The following is a 14,763-nucleotide window of genomic DNA, read 5'->3' on the forward strand; positions in this document are numbered from 1 at the left end:
AACGACAATCCGGCACTCGCGCATTACCTTTGTTCATACCGCCTGCCATGCGGCTGCATTCCCCTTCGATGTCCGAGCTGCACGCCTTCGTGGCCACTGCCCGCAGCGGCAGCTTCACCCGCGCGGCGCAGGCGCTGTGCGTCACACAGGGTGCGATCAGCCGCGCGGTGGCGCGGCTGGAAGCGCACTTCGGCCAGGCGCTGCTGCTGCGCCAGCCGGCCGGACTGGTGCTCACCGAGGCGGGCCGCAGGCTGCTGCATCAGGTGCAGGCGCCGCTGGCAGCCATCGAGCAGGCCAGCGCCGGGCTGCGGCAACCGGCCGGCGCCCCCACGCTGGCGCTGGCCGTGGTGCCCACGCTGGCCAGCGTGTGGCTGGTGCCCCGGCTGGCTGGCTTCCAGCGGCTGCATCCGGAAGTCACGCTGCGCTTCGTGCCCTACCGCAAGGACGAGGATTTCAGCGGCAACGCCGCGCCCGATGCGGCCTTGCTCACCGGCCTGGGCCCGGCCCAGTGGCCGGCCTGGCATTGCGACGAGGTGATCGGCCGCCAGGTGGTGCCGGTGTGCCACCCGCGGCGGGCCGCGGCGCGGGCCTGGGCCACGCCAGCCGCACTGGCCGCGGAACCGCTGCTGGGCCACACCACCTCGCCGGCCAACTGGGCGCTGTGGTTCCAGGCCGTGGGCGCGGCCGATGTGCAGCCGGTGCTGGCCTCGGCCTTCGACCAGGTCAGCATCCTGGTGCAGGCCGCACTGGCCGACATGGGCGTGGCCCTGGTGCAGCGCTGCCTGGTGCGGGCCGAGGTGGAGTCGGGTCGACTGGCGGTGCCCTTCGACCTGCCGGTGATCCTGCCGCGCGGCTACTACCTGTGCTGCCCACCCGCCCATGCCCACCGGCCGGCACTGGTGGCGTTCCGCCAATGGTTGCTGGCCGAGGCGGAGGAGGATGCGGGCAGGCCGTTCACGCTGCCCGGCGCCGCTTGCGCGGCCTGAGCCCCCGTCCTACAACCTGTTGCGAATGGCGCCGACGGGTCCTGCGGGGCGCCGCGGCCATGATCGGCGCAAACGCTGCCGTACCCATGACCACCACCGCCACCCGCCCGCCGCTGCCGCCTCTTCGACGCGGCCAGGACCTTGCCGAGCCCACTGCGCCGTGGAACCGGCCCACCCGCGCCGCGCGCTGGTGGAGCATGGGCCTGCCGCTGCTGCTGGTGCTGGTGGGCAACGGCCTGCTCTTCGCCACCGGCGTGCGGGGCGGCAGCGACGGCTTCGAGAGCCTCCGCCTGGCACCGCCCGGCTGGTTCGTCGGGCTGATGTGGGTGCTGATCTTTCCCATGTGGGGGCTGGCCCGCTGGCGCGTGTGGCAGGCCGGCGCGGTGGGCCGTCGCGCGGCGCGCTGGGTGGTGGCCCTGATGGCCTGGTCGCTGGCCTATCCGGCATTGACGCTGGGCTTCGATGCGGGCCTGTCGGCCGCGGCCAACCTGGCTTCGCTGGCCCTGGTGCTGCTGACCACGCGCCGCGTGCAGCGGGCCAGCGCCGCCGCCGCCGTGTGGCTGTACCCCTCCATTGTCTGGATCGGCTTCGCCACGCTGCTGGGCCTGGTCGCCTGGTGGCCGCACTGACCTTCCTGGAAGAACATCCCCTGCCCATGGCCGATCCGCTGCAGCGTTACCGCGACAAGCGCAACTTCAGCGCCACGCCCGAACCGCAGGGCGGCCAGCCCAGCGGCAGCGGCCTGCACTTCGTGATCCAGAAGCATGCCGCCCGCTCGCTGCACTACGACTTCCGCCTGGAGCTGGACGGCACCCTGAAGAGCTGGGCCGTGCCCAAGGGCCCCAGCCTCGACCCGCACGAGCGCCGCATGGCCGTGGAGGTGGAAGACCACCCGCTGGACTATGCGCGCTTCGAAGGCACCATCCCGGAAGGTCACTATGGCGCCGGCCAGGTGATCGTGTGGGACAACGGCACCTGGCAGCCCGAAGGTGATGCCCGGGCCGGGCTGGCCGCCGGCAAGCTCAAGTTCACCCTCCATGGCCACAAGCTGGCCGGCCGCTGGACGCTGGTGCGCATGCGCGGCCGCGGCAACGAGCGACAGACGCCGTGGCTGCTCATCAAGGAACACGACGACGCGGTGCGCCCGGCCAGCGAATACAGCGTCACCGAGGCCGAGCCCGGCAGCGTGCTGAGCGACGCCGCCATCGGCGAGCCCGGTGCCGCCCGCAAGACGGCGCGCAAGAAGCCGGCTGCCCAGCCCGCCACCCGCAGGACCGCCGCCGCCAAGACCGCTGCGGCGAAGCCCGCCCCGCGCCGGGCTCGCGTGCCGCTGCCCGAAGCCCTGCAGCCCCAGCTGGCCACGCTGGTGGACGGCGTGCCGCCCGATGGCGAGTGGCTTTACGAGATGAAGTTCGACGGCTACCGGCTGCTAGCGCGCGTCGACGGTGGCGAGGTGAAGCTATTCACCCGCAACGGCCACGACTGGACGGCCAAGCTGCGGGGCGTGGCCAAGGAAGTGGCGCAGCTCGGCATCGACGCGGCCTGGCTGGACGGCGAGATCGTGGTGCTCGACGAGCAGGGCGTGCCCAGCTTCCAGCGCCTGCAGAACGTGTTCGAGCAGCGCCGCACGCAGGACATCCTGTACTACCTCTTCGACGCGCCCTTCCTCGACGGCCAGGACCTGCGCGAGCAGCCTCTGCGCGAGCGCCGCCGCCTGCTGCGAGAGCGCATCGAGGCCGCGGGCACGCTGCCACACATCCGCTTCAGCGAAGACTTCGCGGTGGAGCCGTCGCACCTGCTGCACACCGCCTGCCAGATGCGCATGGAAGGCGTGATCGGCAAGCGGGCCGATGCACCCTATGCCACCGGCCGCAGCAAGAGCTGGATCAAGCTCAAGTGCAAGCAGCGGCAGGAATTCGTGATCGGCGGCTGGACCGATCCGCAGGGCAGCCGCACCGGCCTGGGCGCGCTGCTGCTGGGCGTGCACGACGCGGCCGGCGCGCTGCACTATGCAGGCAACGTGGGCACCGGCTTCAACCAGCAGTCGCTGGCCGACCTGTCTAGACAACTCGAGCCGCTGGCCGCCGACGCGGCGCCGTTCACCGAGCTGCCGCGTGGCATCAAGGGCCATTGGGTGAAGCCCGAGCTGGTGGCCGAGGTGTCGTTCGCCGAATGGACCAAGGACGGCCGCGTGCGCCAGGCGGTGTTCCACGGCCTGCGCAGTGACAAGCCGCCGCAGGCCATCGGCGTGGAGCAGGCGGTGGAGCCCCCTCGACAGTCAGGCTCACTGGCGGCCAGGCCGGCGAAGAAGCCGGCCGGCGCGCAGGCCAAGGCGCCGCCCGCCGCCCCTGCGGCCACCACCCGCTCGCGCCCGGTGAAGCTGCCTGCCGGCCTGCGGCTGACGCATGCCGACCGCGTGGTGGACGCCAGCACCGGCATCACCAAGCAGGAGCTGGCCGAGTACGCGGCCCGCGCCGCCAGCCGGCTGCTGCCGCACCTGCGCGGACGGCCGGTGTCGCTGGTGCGGGCACCGGCCGGCATCGGCGGCGAGCTGTTCTTCCAGAAGCACGACAGCGGCAAGATCAAGGGCCTGCTCCAGCTCGATCCTTCGTTCGACCCCGAGCATGCGCCGCTGATGGAGATCGCCAGCACCGAGGCGCTGCTGAACGCGGTGCAGTTCAACGTCATCGAGTTGCATACGTGGAATGCGACCACCGCGGCCATCGACCAGCCCGATCGCATGACCTTCGACCTCGACCCCGGCGAAGGCGTGGCCTGGCCGCAGATCGCCGAAGGCGCGCAGCTGGTGCATGCGCTGCTGGACGAGCTGGGCCTGCAATCGCTGCTGAAGACCAGCGGCGGCAAGGGCCTGCATGTGGTGGTGCCCTTCAAGCCCTCGCTCGGCTGGGACGCGGTGAAGTCGCTGTCGCAGCGCATCGTGCTGCACCTGGCGCAGACGCTGCCCGACCGCTTCGTGGCCAAGAGCGGCCCGAAGAACCGCGTGGGCCGGATCTTCGTGGACTACCTGCGCAACGGCCGCGGTGCCACCACGGTGGCCGCCTGGTCGCCGCGGGCGCGGCCGGGCATGGGCGTGTCGGTGCCGGTGGGCTGGGACGAACTGGCCTCGCTCACCAGCGGCGCGCACTACCACCTGCGCAACGTGGACGAGCGGCTGTCGCAGCCCGAAGCCTGGGCCGGCGCCTCGGCCGCCAAGAAGCAGGGCCTGGCCAATGCGATGCGCATACTGGATTTCGTACCGCCCGCAATGAAATAGTTTGCAAATGGGGGGCGCTACCCCCTGAACGGGGTTACACTGGCTAGGTAGGCATACACAAGACCGTCTCTATGAGGTCATTCGATCTTCCTGTCCCATTCGGTGGCAGGCTCGGTATGGATTTCTCCCCCTGGTGATTTCTTGCGTGTCTCTGCCACGCGTCAGCATGTGCTGCGCGTGCTTCTTTTTACCCAAGGAACATCATGTCCACCAAGCAAACGCAAACCGGCATCGTCAAGTGGTTCGACGACGGCAAGGGCTTCGGCTTCATCACGCCGGAACAAGGCGGCAAGGACCTCTTCGCGCACTTCAAGGAAATCCGCGCTGAAGGCTTCAAGAGCCTGAGCGAAGGCCAACGCGTTGAATTCGAAGTGACCCAAGGCCAGAAGGGCCCCCAGGCTTCGAACATCCGCCCGCTGTAATCAGCTCACGCTGATTCGGTAGCAAAGAACCGCGGCTTGCCGCGGTTTTTTTACGCCTGTACTTTCCGCGGTCGCCGGCTGCGGCGGGCCGACTGGGTCACTTCCAGCTCCGCGAAGAAGTCGAACAGCTGCTGCGCCGCCGGCGACAGGCTGCGGCCGCGCCGGCGGATCAGCCCCACATGCCGCGTGACCACCGGCTCCTCCAGCGGGATGCTCACCAGCAACGGATGGTCCTTGCCCGGCATCGCCATCGAAGGCACCGCCGCCACGCCGAGGCCCGCTTCCACCAGGCCCAGCAGCGTGGTGACGTGCTGCGCCTCGTACACCGCCTGCGGGCGGCCGTGCACGCCGGCCAGTGCCTGGTCCAGCAGCAGCCGGTTGCCGGAGCTCTTGCTCACGGCGATGAAATCGAAGGCGGCCAGTTCCTGCCAGGTCACGCGCCGCTTGCGCGCCAGCGCATGGTCGCGCCGGCAGGCCGCCACGAAGCGCTCTTCCAGCAGCGGCGTGAACTCGATGTCGGGCTCCTGCGCGCCGATGAAGTTCAGCCCGAAGTCGGCCTCGCCGCGCGACACCGCATCCAGCACCGCATTGGCGCTGGCATCCAGCACCTTCACGCGGATCTTCGGGTAGGCCTCGCGGTAGCGCTGGATCACCCGCGACAGGTAGTAGTACACCGTCGACGGCACGCAGGCGATGGTCACCTCGCCCATGCGCGTGGCCGCCACGCCGCGGATGCCCAGCAGCGTGCTGTCCAGCTCGTCCAGGATCTGCTGCACCTTGCGCGCGAAGTCGCGGCCCACGGCTGTCAGGCTCACGCGCCGGGTGGTGCGGTCGAGCAGGCGCACGCCCAGCGCCTCCTCCAGCTTCTCGATGCGGCGGCTGAAGGCCGGCTGCGAGATGTGCACCGCTTCCGCCGCACGGCGGAAGTTGCTCAGCTCGGCCACCGCGCGGAAGGCGAGCAGGTCGTTCAGGTCGAAATGGATGGCCATGGCGGGCGCCGCGTCAAGTTCCGGATTGATCGACAGTGTGGATCAATCGATACCCACTGTGCAATTCACGCGCATCGATGGGCCGCCCATGATTCAACCCATGGCACAGCTCACCCTTCCTTGCGTATTGATGCGGGCCGGCACCTCCCGCGGGCCGTTCTTCCTGCGGGAATGGCTGCCCGCCGACGACCTGGCGCGTGACCAGGCGCTGATCGGCGCCATCGGCGCCTCCGACCTGCTGCAGGTGGACGGCGTGGGCGGCGGCAGCACGCTCACCAGCAAGGTGGCCATCGTGTCGCGCTCCCAGCAGCCCGATTGCGAAGTGGACTACCTCTTTGCCCAGGTGGGCGTGGGCCAGCAGTCGGTCGACACCCGGCCCAACTGCGGAAACATGCTGTCGGGCGTCGGCCCCTTCGCCATCGAACAGGGCCTGGTGGCCGCACAGGAAGGCGAGACCCGCGTGCGGGTGCACAACGTCAACACCGGCGCCCGCATCGACGTGACGGTGCAGACCCCCGGCCGCCGGGTGCAGTACGAAGGCAGCGTGCGCATCGACGGCGTGGCCGGCACCGCGGCGCCCATCCAGCTCGATTTCCTCGATGCCTGGGGCGCGGTCACGGGCAGCGTGTTCCCCACGGGCCGGCGCACCGACCTGATCGGCGGCATCGCCGTCACCTGCATTGACGCGGCCATGCCGCTGATGGTGGTGCAGGCCGCCAGCCTGGGCCTCACGGGGCGCGAGACGCCGGCGGTGCTCGATGCCGACGCGCCGCTGCTGGCCACGCTGGAATCGCTGCGCCGCCAGGCCGGCGAGCTGATGGGACTGGGCGACGTGTCCGACAGCGTGATCCCCAAGCCGGTGATCGTCAGCGAAGGCGACGGGCCCGACAGCATCACCTCGCGCTACTTCACGCCGCGGCGCTGCCATGCATCGCATGCGGTCACCGGCGCCATCGGCGTGGCTGCGGCCTTTGCGCTGCCCGGCACGGTGGCCAGTAGCGCGCGGCAGCGCAGCGGCCCGCGCAACGTGCTGGTGCTGCACCCGCAAGGCCGCATTGATGTGGCCGTGGCCATCGAAGGCGAGGGCGCCGAGGCCCGCATCCAGCGCGCGGCGCTGGTGCGCACCGCCCGAAAGATTCTGCAAGGGGAGATCCACATCCCCGATTACGTGTTCTCGAAACCCCTGGACGGAGACAAGCCCGTGAAGAAGTTGATCGCCCCCCTGGTGTCCGCCGCCCTGGCGGCCGCCGCGCCCGCCCTGGTGCAGGCCGGCCCCGCCGATGCCGCCTATCCCACCAAGACCATCACCATCGTGGTGCCCACCGCCGCCGGCGGCGCCAACGACGCCATGGCCCGCACCATCGGCCAGAAGCTGGGCGGCATGCTGGGCCAGACGGTCATCATCGACAACCGTGCCGGCGCCAACGGCTCCATCGCCAGCGAATACGTGGCCCGCGCCGCACCCGACGGCCACACGCTGATGCTGGGCTACATCGCCACCCACGGCATGAACCCCGCGCTGCAGAAGCTGCGCTACGACCCGGTGGCCGACTTCGAGCCCATCGGGCTGGTGGGCTATTCGCCCACGCTGATGGTGGCCAGCAAGAACGTGCCCGTGAAGGACGTGCGCGACCTGGTGGCGCAGCTCAAGGCCAAGCCCGACAAGTACACCTATGCCTCGGCCGGCAACGGCACGGCGCCGCATTTCGCGGCCGAGCTGTTCAAGCTCAATGCCGGCGTGGTGATGCTGGGCGTGCCCTACAAGGGCTCGGCGCCCGCGGTCAACGACACCATCGCCGACCAGACGCAGTTCATGTTTCCCAGCCTGTTCACCGCCTACCCGCATGTGAAGAACGGCAAGCTGCGCGCGCTGGCCGTGGCCGGCCCCAAGCGCGTGCCCGCGCTGCCCGACGTGCCCACGCTGAAGGAGGCTGGCGTGGACGGCGTGGACGTCACGCAGTGGTATGCGCTCTTCGCACCCGCCAAGACGCCCAAGGCCGTGGTGGACAAGCTGAACAAGGCCGTCAACCAGGTGCTGGCCGATGCCGAGGTGGTCAAGCGCTTCGAGGACAACGGCGCCGACGTGCAGACCAGCAGCCCGGCCGAGCTGGGTGCGCTGGTGAAGGCCGAGCTGGCCAAGTGGAAGCGCGTGGTGGCCGATGCCCGGCTGACGGTGGAGTGAGCATGCGCGCCCTCCACTTCCACCATCGCCACGCGGCCGGTGCCGCCCTGGCCGCCGCCGCCACCGCCATCGCGGGACCGGCGCTGGCCCAGTCCAGCGTCACGCTGTCCGGCATCGTCGACCTGGCTGCACGCACCGTGCACAACGAAGGCCTGGGCAGCATGCAGTCGCTGGTCAGCGGCTCCAACGCCACCAGCCGCCTGGTGATCCGCGGCACCGAGGACCTGGGCGGCGGCCTGTCGGCCGGCTTCCACCTGGAGCACGGCATCGCCGCCGACGCCGGCACCGCGGTGCAGGCCACGCAGTTCTGGGACCGCCGCAGCACGCTCAGCCTGGCCGCCAAGGCCTGGGGCGAGCTGCGCGCCGGCCGCGACTTCGTGCCCAGCTACACCGGCTGGAGCCGCTTCGATCCCTTCAGCTACGTGGGCGTGGCCGGCTCCAACAACCTGATGGCGGCCAGCCAGCGCGGGCCCATCCGCTCGGCCTTCGGCACCACGGCCAACACCACGGTGCGCTCCAGCAACGCCGTGCAGTGGCTGCTGCCCGCGGGCCTGGCCGGCCTGGAAGGCGGCGTGATGCTTGCGGCCGGCGAGGGCGGCGCGGCCGGCAGCGGGCAGTACAAGCTGGCCGGTGCCCGCATCGGCTGGGCCGGCGGCGCCTGGGTGCTGTCGGCCGCGCACACGGCTACCGAGCCGGCCCTGCCCGACGACGAGCGCTTCCAGGACACGGCCCTGGGCGCGAGCTATGCGCTGGGCTTCGGCCGGCTCAGCCTGGCCGTGCGGCGCTTCGAGCTGCCCGATGCACGGCAGCTGAACCTGCTGGTCGGCCTGGTGGTGCCGGTGGGTGCGCACGAGCTGAAGTTCTCCTTCAACCGGGCCGACTTCTCCGGCCGCGTGGGCACCGCCGGCATCGGCGGCAACGAAGCGCGGCAGTGGGGCCTGGGCTACGTGCACAACCTGTCCCGTCGCAGCGCGCTGTATGCCACCGCCTCGGTGATCGACAACCGCGGCGGCGCCAGCTTCAGCGTGCCTGGCGGCCCGGCCGGGCTGGCCGGCGGCCAGCGCTCCACCGGTGCCGAAGCCGGCATCCGACACACCTTCTAGGAAAGGGCTGCCATGCCTTCCACCCTCATCGATTCCGCCATCTTCCAGGGCATCTTCTCGTCGGACGCCATGCGCCAGGTGTGGTCGGACGAGAACCGCACGCAGAAGTACCTGGACGTGGAACGCGCGCTGGCCATCGTGCAGGGCCGCCTGGGGCTGATACCGCAGGAGGCGGCCGACGAGATCGTGCGCCACTGCCGGCTCGACGAGATCGACATGGCCAAGTTGCGCCAGCAGACCGAGCGCATCGGCTACCCCATCCTGGGCGTGGTGTCGCAGCTCAATGCGCTGTGCCGCGACCGCCTGGGCGAGTACTGCCACTGGGGCGCCACCACCCAGGACATCACCGACACGGCCACCGTGCTGCAGATCCGCGAGGCGCTGCAGATCGTGGACGACGAGCTGGCCGCCATCAGCGCCGCGCTGGCGCAGCTGGCGCGCCGCCACCGCGACACGCCGATGATCGGCCGCAGCAACCTGCAGCAGGCCATTCCCGTCACCTTCGGCTACAAGATGGCCGGCCTGCTGTCGGCCATCGAGCGGCACCGCCAGCGGCTGGTGCAGCTGAAGGCTCGGGTGCTGGTGGGCGAGTTCGCCGGCGCGGCCGGCACGCTGGCCTCGTTGTCCACCGGCGCGATGGAGACGCAGGCCGGCCTGTGCGCCGAGCTGGGCCTGCAGCAGCCGCTGATCGCCTGGCACACCATCCGCGACAACATCGCCGAGGTGGGCGCCTTCCTCGGCCTGGTGGGCGGCACGCTGGGCAAGCTCAGCATGGACGTCAAGCTGATGATGCAGACCGAGGTGGCCGAGGTGTACGAGCCCTATGCCCACGGCCGCGGCAGCAGCAGCACCATGCCGCAGAAGCGCAACCCGATCAGCAGCTGCTACATCCACGCGGCCATCTCGGTGGTGCGCCAGCATGCGGCCGCGCTGATGGATGCGATGGTGGCCGACCACGAGCGCTCCACCGGCCCGTGGGAGATCGAATGGATCGTGCTGCCCGAGGCCTTCTGCCTGATGGCCGGTGCGCTGAAGCAGTCGCGCTTCGTGCTGGAAGGGCTGGAGGTGGACGAGGCCCGCATGCGCCACAACATCGACATCACCCACGGCCTGGTGATGAGCGAGGCGGTGATGATGGGCCTGGGCCCCTACCTGGGCCGCGAGGCGGCGCACGACCTGGTGTACGACCTGTGCCGGGATGCGGTGCAGCAGCAGCGGCCGCTGCTGGACCTGCTGGCCGCGCACCCGGACATCAGCCGCCACCTGGACCGCGACGCGCTGGCCGCGCTGTGCGAGCCGGCCGGCTACCTGGGCCAGAGCGGCCACATGGTCGACCGCGTGCTGGCGTCGCTCGGGTGACCGGCGCGGGAGGTTGGCCAGGCCCGGATGGCATCATCCCGGCTTTGCGAACCTTCCTACCGGGAGCCCGAACTTGAAGCGACTTTTCCCGCTGCTGACCGCCGCTGCGCTGATCGCGCCGGCTGCGTCGGCCCTGGCGCAGGTGCCTGTCGGCAAGACCAACAGCAAGGCACCCATCATGACCAAGGAAGAGCTGCGCGCTTGCATGAAGCGCGAGGCCGACGTGGAGCAGCGGCGGGTCGCCGCCGAGGCCAGCAAGGCGGCGCTGGATGCGGAGCGGGCCGAGGTGGTCAAGCTCTCGCAATCGCTGCAGCCGCTGAAGGCCGATGCCGAGGCCAAGGGCCAGGCCATCCGCCAGCTCAACGAGCGCATGCGCGAGCTCAGCGGCCGCATCCAGGCCTTCAATGCCAAGGCCGCCCAGCCCGCCGCCGACGACACCGCGCGGCAGGCCCTGCAGGCCGAGGAAAAGCAGCTCAAGACCGATGCCGCCGCGCTGCAGGCCGAAGGCGCGCCGCTGCAGCCCGCCTACGACGCCGCGGTGAATACGCTGAACGAACAGTCCAAGGTGCACGACGCTCGCGCCGCCGCCTGGAACGAGAAGCAGGCAGTGCTGGCGGCCGAGACCGCCGCCGCCGAGGAACAGCGCCAGGCCTGGCTGCGCGACTGCGCCGACCGCCGCTATCGCGAGGACGACGAAAAAGCCATCAAGGCGGGCAAATGAGCGCGGACCTTCGATCGCCGAACCCGCTGCTGGCCCCGTGGACCGCGCCGCACGGCCTGCCGCCTTTCGCGCAGATCGAGGCCGCGCACTTCGCGCCCGCCTTCGAGGTGGCGATGCAGCAGCAGCGCCAGGAGCTGGACGCCATCGCCCAGCAGGCGGCGGAGCCCACCTTCGACAACACCATCGCCGCCTTCGACCGATCGGGCCGGCTGATGAGCGACCTGGAAGGCTGCTTCGCCAACCTCGCCGCTTCCGAGGCCACGCCCGCCTTGCGTGAGGCGCAGCGCGAACTGGCGCCGCGCATCGCGGCGCACGAGAACGCCATCTCGCTGCATGAGCCGCTGTTCCGCCGCATCGATGCGGTGTGGCAGCGCCGCGCCGAGCTGGGCCTGGACCCGGAGCAGCTGCGCCTGGTCGAGCGGGTGCACCTGGACTTCGTGCGCACCGGTGCCCGGCTGGCGCCCGAGGCCCGCGCGCGGCATGCGCAGATCATGGAACGGCTGGCCACGCTCACCACGCAGTTCGGCCAGAACGTGCTGGCCGACGAATCCAGCTGGCAGCTGGCGCTGCCCACGGCGGCCGAGCAGGCCGGCCTGCCGGACTTCGTGCTGGCGGCCGCACGCGAGGCGGCCCGTGCGCGGCAGCTGCCGCAGCCGGTGATCACGCTGTCGCGCTCGCTGATCGTGCCCTTCCTCACCTTCAGCGCCCGGCGCGACCTGCGCGAGCAGGCCTGGCGCGCCTGGACCCGCCGCGGCGAGCATGCCGGCCCCACCGACAATCGCGCGCTGGTGCACGAGATCCTGCAGCTGCGTGCCGAGCGGGCCGCGCTGCACGGCCATGCCAGCTTTGCCGACTTCACGCTGGCCGACACCATGGCCGGCACGCAGGCCGCGGTGGCCCGGCTGCTGGACGACGTGTGGACCCGCGCGGTGGACACCATGGGCCGCGAGCGCGCGCAGATCGATGCGCTGCGCGCCGAAGCCGGCGACACCGGCACGCTGGAACCGTGGGACTGGCGCTACTGGGCCGAGCAGGTACGCCAGCGCCACTACGCCATCGACGATGCCGAGGTGAAGCCGTACTTTTCGCTGGAGCGCATGGTGGCCGCGGCCTTCGACTGCGCGCAGCGCCTCTTCGGCCTGCAGTTCACCGAGCAGCCGCAGCTGCAGCTCTACCACGCCGACGTCAAGGCCTACGAGGTGCGCGATGCCGCGGGCGGGGTGGTGGGCCTGTTCCTGCACGACAACTTCGCGCGGCCCACCAAGCGCAGCGGCGCCTGGATGAGCGCCTACCGGCGCCAGCACCGCAACGGCGCCGAGGTGCATCCGATCATCGTCAACAACAACAACTTCGCCAAGGCCGCGGCCGGCGAGCCCACGCTGCTCGGCTTCGACGATGTGCGCACGCTGTTCCACGAGTTCGGCCACGGCCTGCACGGCCTGCTGTCCAGCGTGCGCTATGAACGGCTGGCCGGCACCCAGGTGCTGCGGGATTTCGTGGAGCTGCCTTCGCAGCTGTACGAGCACTGGGCCACCGAGCCCGAGGTGCTGCAGCGCCACGCCCGCCACGTGCACACCGGCGAGCCGATCCCGCAGGCGCTGGTCCAGCGGCTGCAGGCCGCCGAGCGCTTCGGCCAGGGCTACGAGGCGGTGCGCTACGTGGGCAGCGCCCTCACGGACATGGCCGTGCATGCGCTGCCGCTGGCGCAGGTGCCGGCCGATCCGGTGGCCTTCGAGGCGCAGGTGCTGGCCGAGCGCGGCCTGCCGCATGCGGCCGGGATCAACCACCGCTTCACCCACTTCCAGCACCTGTTCGCCGGCCACGGCTATGCGGCGGGTTACTACGTGTACCTGTGGGCCGAGGTGCTGGACGCCGATGCCTGGGACGCCTTCATGGAAGCCGGCAGCCCGTTCGATGCGCAGGTGGCCGGCCGGCTGCTGCGCCATGTCTACGCGGCGGGCAACAGCGTGGCGCCGGAAGAGGCGTTCGTGGCCTTCCGCGGCCGGCCGCCGGTGGTGGAGCCGATGCTGCGCCAGCGCGGCCTGCTGCCCGAAGCCGCCAGCCAGGGAGCGGCCTGATGCCCGCCGTGAGCGCGCCACAGGCGGTGGCCGAGACGCGGGCCTGGCTGGAGCATGCGGTCATCGGCCTGAACCTGTGCCCGTTTGCCAAGGCGGTGCACGTGCGCGGGCAGGTGCGCTTCGCGGTGTGCGAATCGCCCGAGCCCGAGGCGCTGCTGCAGCAGCTGGCCGACGAGATGCAGGCCCTGGCCGCCACCGACCCGGCGGAAACCGACACCTGCCTGCTGATCCATCCGGCGGTGCTCACCGACTTCGACGACTACAACCAGTTCCTGGACGCCGCCGACGCGCTGCTGGAAGACCTGGGCCTGGAAGGCGTGCTGCAAGTGGCCAGCTTCCACCCGCAATACCGCTTCGAAGGCACCGAGCCCGGCGACATCGAGAACGCCACCAACCAGTCGCCCTATCCGATGCTGCACCTGCTGCGCGAGGAGAGCATCGACCGCGCGGTGGCCGCCTTCCCGGAGCCCGAGGCCATCTTCGAGGTGAACCAGCGCACCCTGGCCGACCTGGGCCACGACGGCTGGGAGGCCCTGCGTGCGCGGTGGGAAGCCGATGCGCGCACGTCGATTGCTGCAGGCCCTTCGGGGCACGATTGAGCGCCCCCGCGGCTGCCGCGCCCGCTTCCTCCCGCGCGGCCATTTCCGACTGAAGGTGCCTCCATGGCCGGTTCCAGCTTGCTCGCCCTGATCGACGACATCGCCTCCGTGCTGGACGACGTGGCCGTGCTCACCAAGCTGGCCACCAAGAAGACCGCCGGCGTGCTCGGCGACGACCTGGCGCTCAATGCCCAGCAGGTCACCGGCGTCAAGGCCGACCGCGAGCTGCCGGTGGTGTGGGCGGTGGCCAAGGGCTCCTTCGTCAACAAGGCGATCCTGGTGCCGGCGGCGCTGCTCATCAGTGCCTTTGCGCCCTGGGCGGTGACGCCGCTGCTGATGCTGGGCGGCGCCTTCCTGTGCTTCGAAGGCGTGGAGAAGCTGGCGCACAAGTTCCTGCATTCGAAGGAGGAAGACGCCGCCACCCGCGCCCGCCATGTACAGGCGCTGGGCGACAGCCACGTGGACCTGGTGGCGCTGGAGAAGGACAAGATCAAGGGCGCCATCCGCACCGACTTCATCCTGTCGGCCGAGATCATCGCCATCACCCTGGGCACCGTGGCCGACGCGCCCTTCACTACCCAGGTGATGGTGCTGGTGGGCATTGCGCTGCTGATGACGGTGGGCGTGTACGGCCTGGTGGCCGGCATCGTGAAGCTGGACGACGCCGGCCTGGCGCTCAGCCGTAGCGGCAGCGGCGGCCTGCAGGCCCTGGGCCGCGGCATCCTGGCCGCCGCGCCCTGGCTGATGAAGTTCCTCAGCGTGGCCGGCACCGCGGCCATGTTCCTGGTGGGCGGCGGCATCCTGGTGCACGGCGTGGGCCCGGTGGCCCATGCCATCGAGGGCTTTGCCGAGCCGCTGGGGGGCGTGGCGGGCTGGCTGGTGGCCAACCTGGCCAACATGGTGGTGGGCGCCATCGCCGGTGCCATCATCCTGGCGGTGGTGATGGGGGTGCAGCGCCTGCGTGGCAAGGCCCCCGCCGCCGCGCATTGATACTCCCGGCTTTGCCCGAGACCGTTTCGTTCCCGTGACCATCCGCTTGCTGCTGGCCCC

General features: G+C 70.8%; 12 protein-coding genes and 1 pseudogene. 12 read left to right on the forward strand and 1 reads right to left on the reverse strand.

The features are described from left to right. The first annotated feature begins 47 nt into the window (after positions 1–47). The 4 genes from VO99_RS20940 (at position 48) to VO99_RS20955 (ending at position 4,682) form a co-directional block, all read left to right on the forward strand. Positions 48–986 carry a LysR substrate-binding domain-containing protein gene (locus tag VO99_RS20940; RefSeq protein WP_046114870.1) on the forward strand — a complete coding sequence of 313 codons (939 nt, stop codon included), beginning with the start codon at positions 48–50 and terminating at the stop codon, positions 984–986. Positions 987–1,072: 86 nt separating this feature from the next. Then, positions 1,073–1,615, forward strand: a complete 543-nt coding sequence (locus VO99_RS20945) for a TspO/MBR family protein (RefSeq protein ID WP_046114871.1) — start codon at positions 1,073–1,075, stop codon at positions 1,613–1,615. Further along, positions 1,603–4,260, forward strand: a complete 2,658-nt coding sequence (gene ligD, locus VO99_RS20950; RefSeq protein ID WP_375136411.1) for a DNA ligase D — start codon at positions 1,603–1,605, stop codon at positions 4,258–4,260. The genes VO99_RS20945 and ligD overlap by 13 nt, the downstream gene beginning before the upstream one ends. 203 nt (positions 4,261–4,463) lie before the next feature. Continuing rightward, positions 4,464–4,682, forward strand: a complete 219-nt coding sequence (locus tag VO99_RS20955) for a cold-shock protein (protein ID WP_046114872.1) — start codon at positions 4,464–4,466, stop codon at positions 4,680–4,682. A gap of 50 nt (positions 4,683–4,732) precedes the next feature. On the opposite strand, the gene VO99_RS20960 is transcribed toward VO99_RS20955, so the two are convergent. Beyond that, positions 4,733–5,671, reverse strand: a complete 939-nt coding sequence (locus tag VO99_RS20960) for a LysR family transcriptional regulator (RefSeq protein ID WP_046114873.1) — start codon at positions 5,669–5,671, stop codon at positions 4,733–4,735. Between the two features lie 100 nt (positions 5,672–5,771). On the opposite strand from VO99_RS20960, the pseudogene VO99_RS31880 reads away from it, so the two are divergent. The 8 genes and pseudogenes from VO99_RS31880 to VO99_RS20995 form a co-directional block, all read left to right on the forward strand. Next, positions 5,772–6,821: pseudogene (locus VO99_RS31880) on the forward strand (4-oxalomesaconate tautomerase); the annotation flags it as partial. Between the two features lie 75 nt (positions 6,822–6,896). Then, a complete protein-coding gene (locus tag VO99_RS31885) occupies positions 6,897–7,853 on the forward strand; it encodes a Bug family tripartite tricarboxylate transporter substrate binding protein (RefSeq protein WP_375136413.1) in 957 nt (318 codons plus the stop codon). 2 nt (positions 7,854–7,855) lie between these two features. Beyond that, complete coding sequence (locus tag VO99_RS20970) at positions 7,856–8,956, forward strand: porin (RefSeq protein ID WP_046114875.1); 1,101 nt, start codon at positions 7,856–7,858, stop codon at positions 8,954–8,956. A gap of 12 nt (positions 8,957–8,968) precedes the next feature. Next, a complete protein-coding gene (locus VO99_RS20975; protein WP_046114876.1) occupies positions 8,969–10,315 on the forward strand; it encodes a class-II fumarase/aspartase family protein in 1,347 nt (448 codons plus the stop codon). 73 nt (positions 10,316–10,388) lie between these two features. Then, entirely contained in the window at positions 10,389–11,036 is a 648-nt protein-coding gene (locus VO99_RS20980) for a hypothetical protein (RefSeq protein ID WP_046114877.1), read from the forward strand. Next, positions 11,033–13,114, forward strand: a complete 2,082-nt coding sequence (locus VO99_RS20985) for a M3 family metallopeptidase (RefSeq protein WP_046114878.1) — start codon at positions 11,033–11,035, stop codon at positions 13,112–13,114. Before VO99_RS20980 ends, VO99_RS20985 begins: the two co-directional genes overlap by 4 nt. Continuing rightward, positions 13,114–13,713, forward strand: a complete 600-nt coding sequence (locus VO99_RS20990) for a DUF1415 domain-containing protein (protein WP_046114879.1) — start codon at positions 13,114–13,116, stop codon at positions 13,711–13,713. The genes VO99_RS20985 and VO99_RS20990 overlap by 1 nt, the downstream gene beginning before the upstream one ends. A gap of 63 nt (positions 13,714–13,776) precedes the next feature. Then, positions 13,777–14,703 carry a DUF808 domain-containing protein gene (locus tag VO99_RS20995; protein ID WP_046114880.1) on the forward strand — a complete coding sequence of 309 codons (927 nt, stop codon included), beginning with the start codon at positions 13,777–13,779 and terminating at the stop codon, positions 14,701–14,703. The last annotated feature ends 60 nt before the right edge of the window (positions 14,704–14,763 follow it).

This window comes from Aquincola tertiaricarbonis (assembly GCF_000969605.1).
In the GTDB taxonomy this organism is placed as follows: domain Bacteria; phylum Pseudomonadota; class Gammaproteobacteria; order Burkholderiales; family Burkholderiaceae_C; genus Aquincola; species Aquincola tertiaricarbonis.

What these genes read in the sequence shown, in the direction of transcription:
- VO99_RS20940 (WP_046114870.1), top strand. Translation starts at nt 48, where the DNA reads ATGCGGCTGCATTCCCCTTCGATGTCCGAGCTGCACGCCTTCGTGGCC.
- VO99_RS20945 (WP_046114871.1), top strand. Translation starts at nt 1,073, where the DNA reads ATGACCACCACCGCCACCCGCCCGCCGCTGCCGCCTCTTCGACGCGGC.
- VO99_RS20955 (WP_046114872.1), top strand. Translation starts at nt 4,464, where the DNA reads ATGTCCACCAAGCAAACGCAAACCGGCATCGTCAAGTGGTTCGACGAC.
- VO99_RS20960 (WP_046114873.1), bottom strand. Translation starts at nt 5,671, where the DNA reads ATGGCCATCCATTTCGACCTGAACGACCTGCTCGCCTTCCGCGCGGTG.
- VO99_RS20970 (WP_046114875.1), top strand. Translation starts at nt 7,856, where the DNA reads ATGCGCGCCCTCCACTTCCACCATCGCCACGCGGCCGGTGCCGCCCTG.
- VO99_RS20975 (WP_046114876.1), top strand. Translation starts at nt 8,969, where the DNA reads ATGCCTTCCACCCTCATCGATTCCGCCATCTTCCAGGGCATCTTCTCG.
- VO99_RS20985 (WP_046114878.1), top strand. Translation starts at nt 11,033, where the DNA reads ATGAGCGCGGACCTTCGATCGCCGAACCCGCTGCTGGCCCCGTGGACC.
- VO99_RS20990 (WP_046114879.1), top strand. Translation starts at nt 13,114, where the DNA reads ATGCCCGCCGTGAGCGCGCCACAGGCGGTGGCCGAGACGCGGGCCTGG.
- VO99_RS20995 (WP_046114880.1), top strand. Translation starts at nt 13,777, where the DNA reads ATGGCCGGTTCCAGCTTGCTCGCCCTGATCGACGACATCGCCTCCGTG.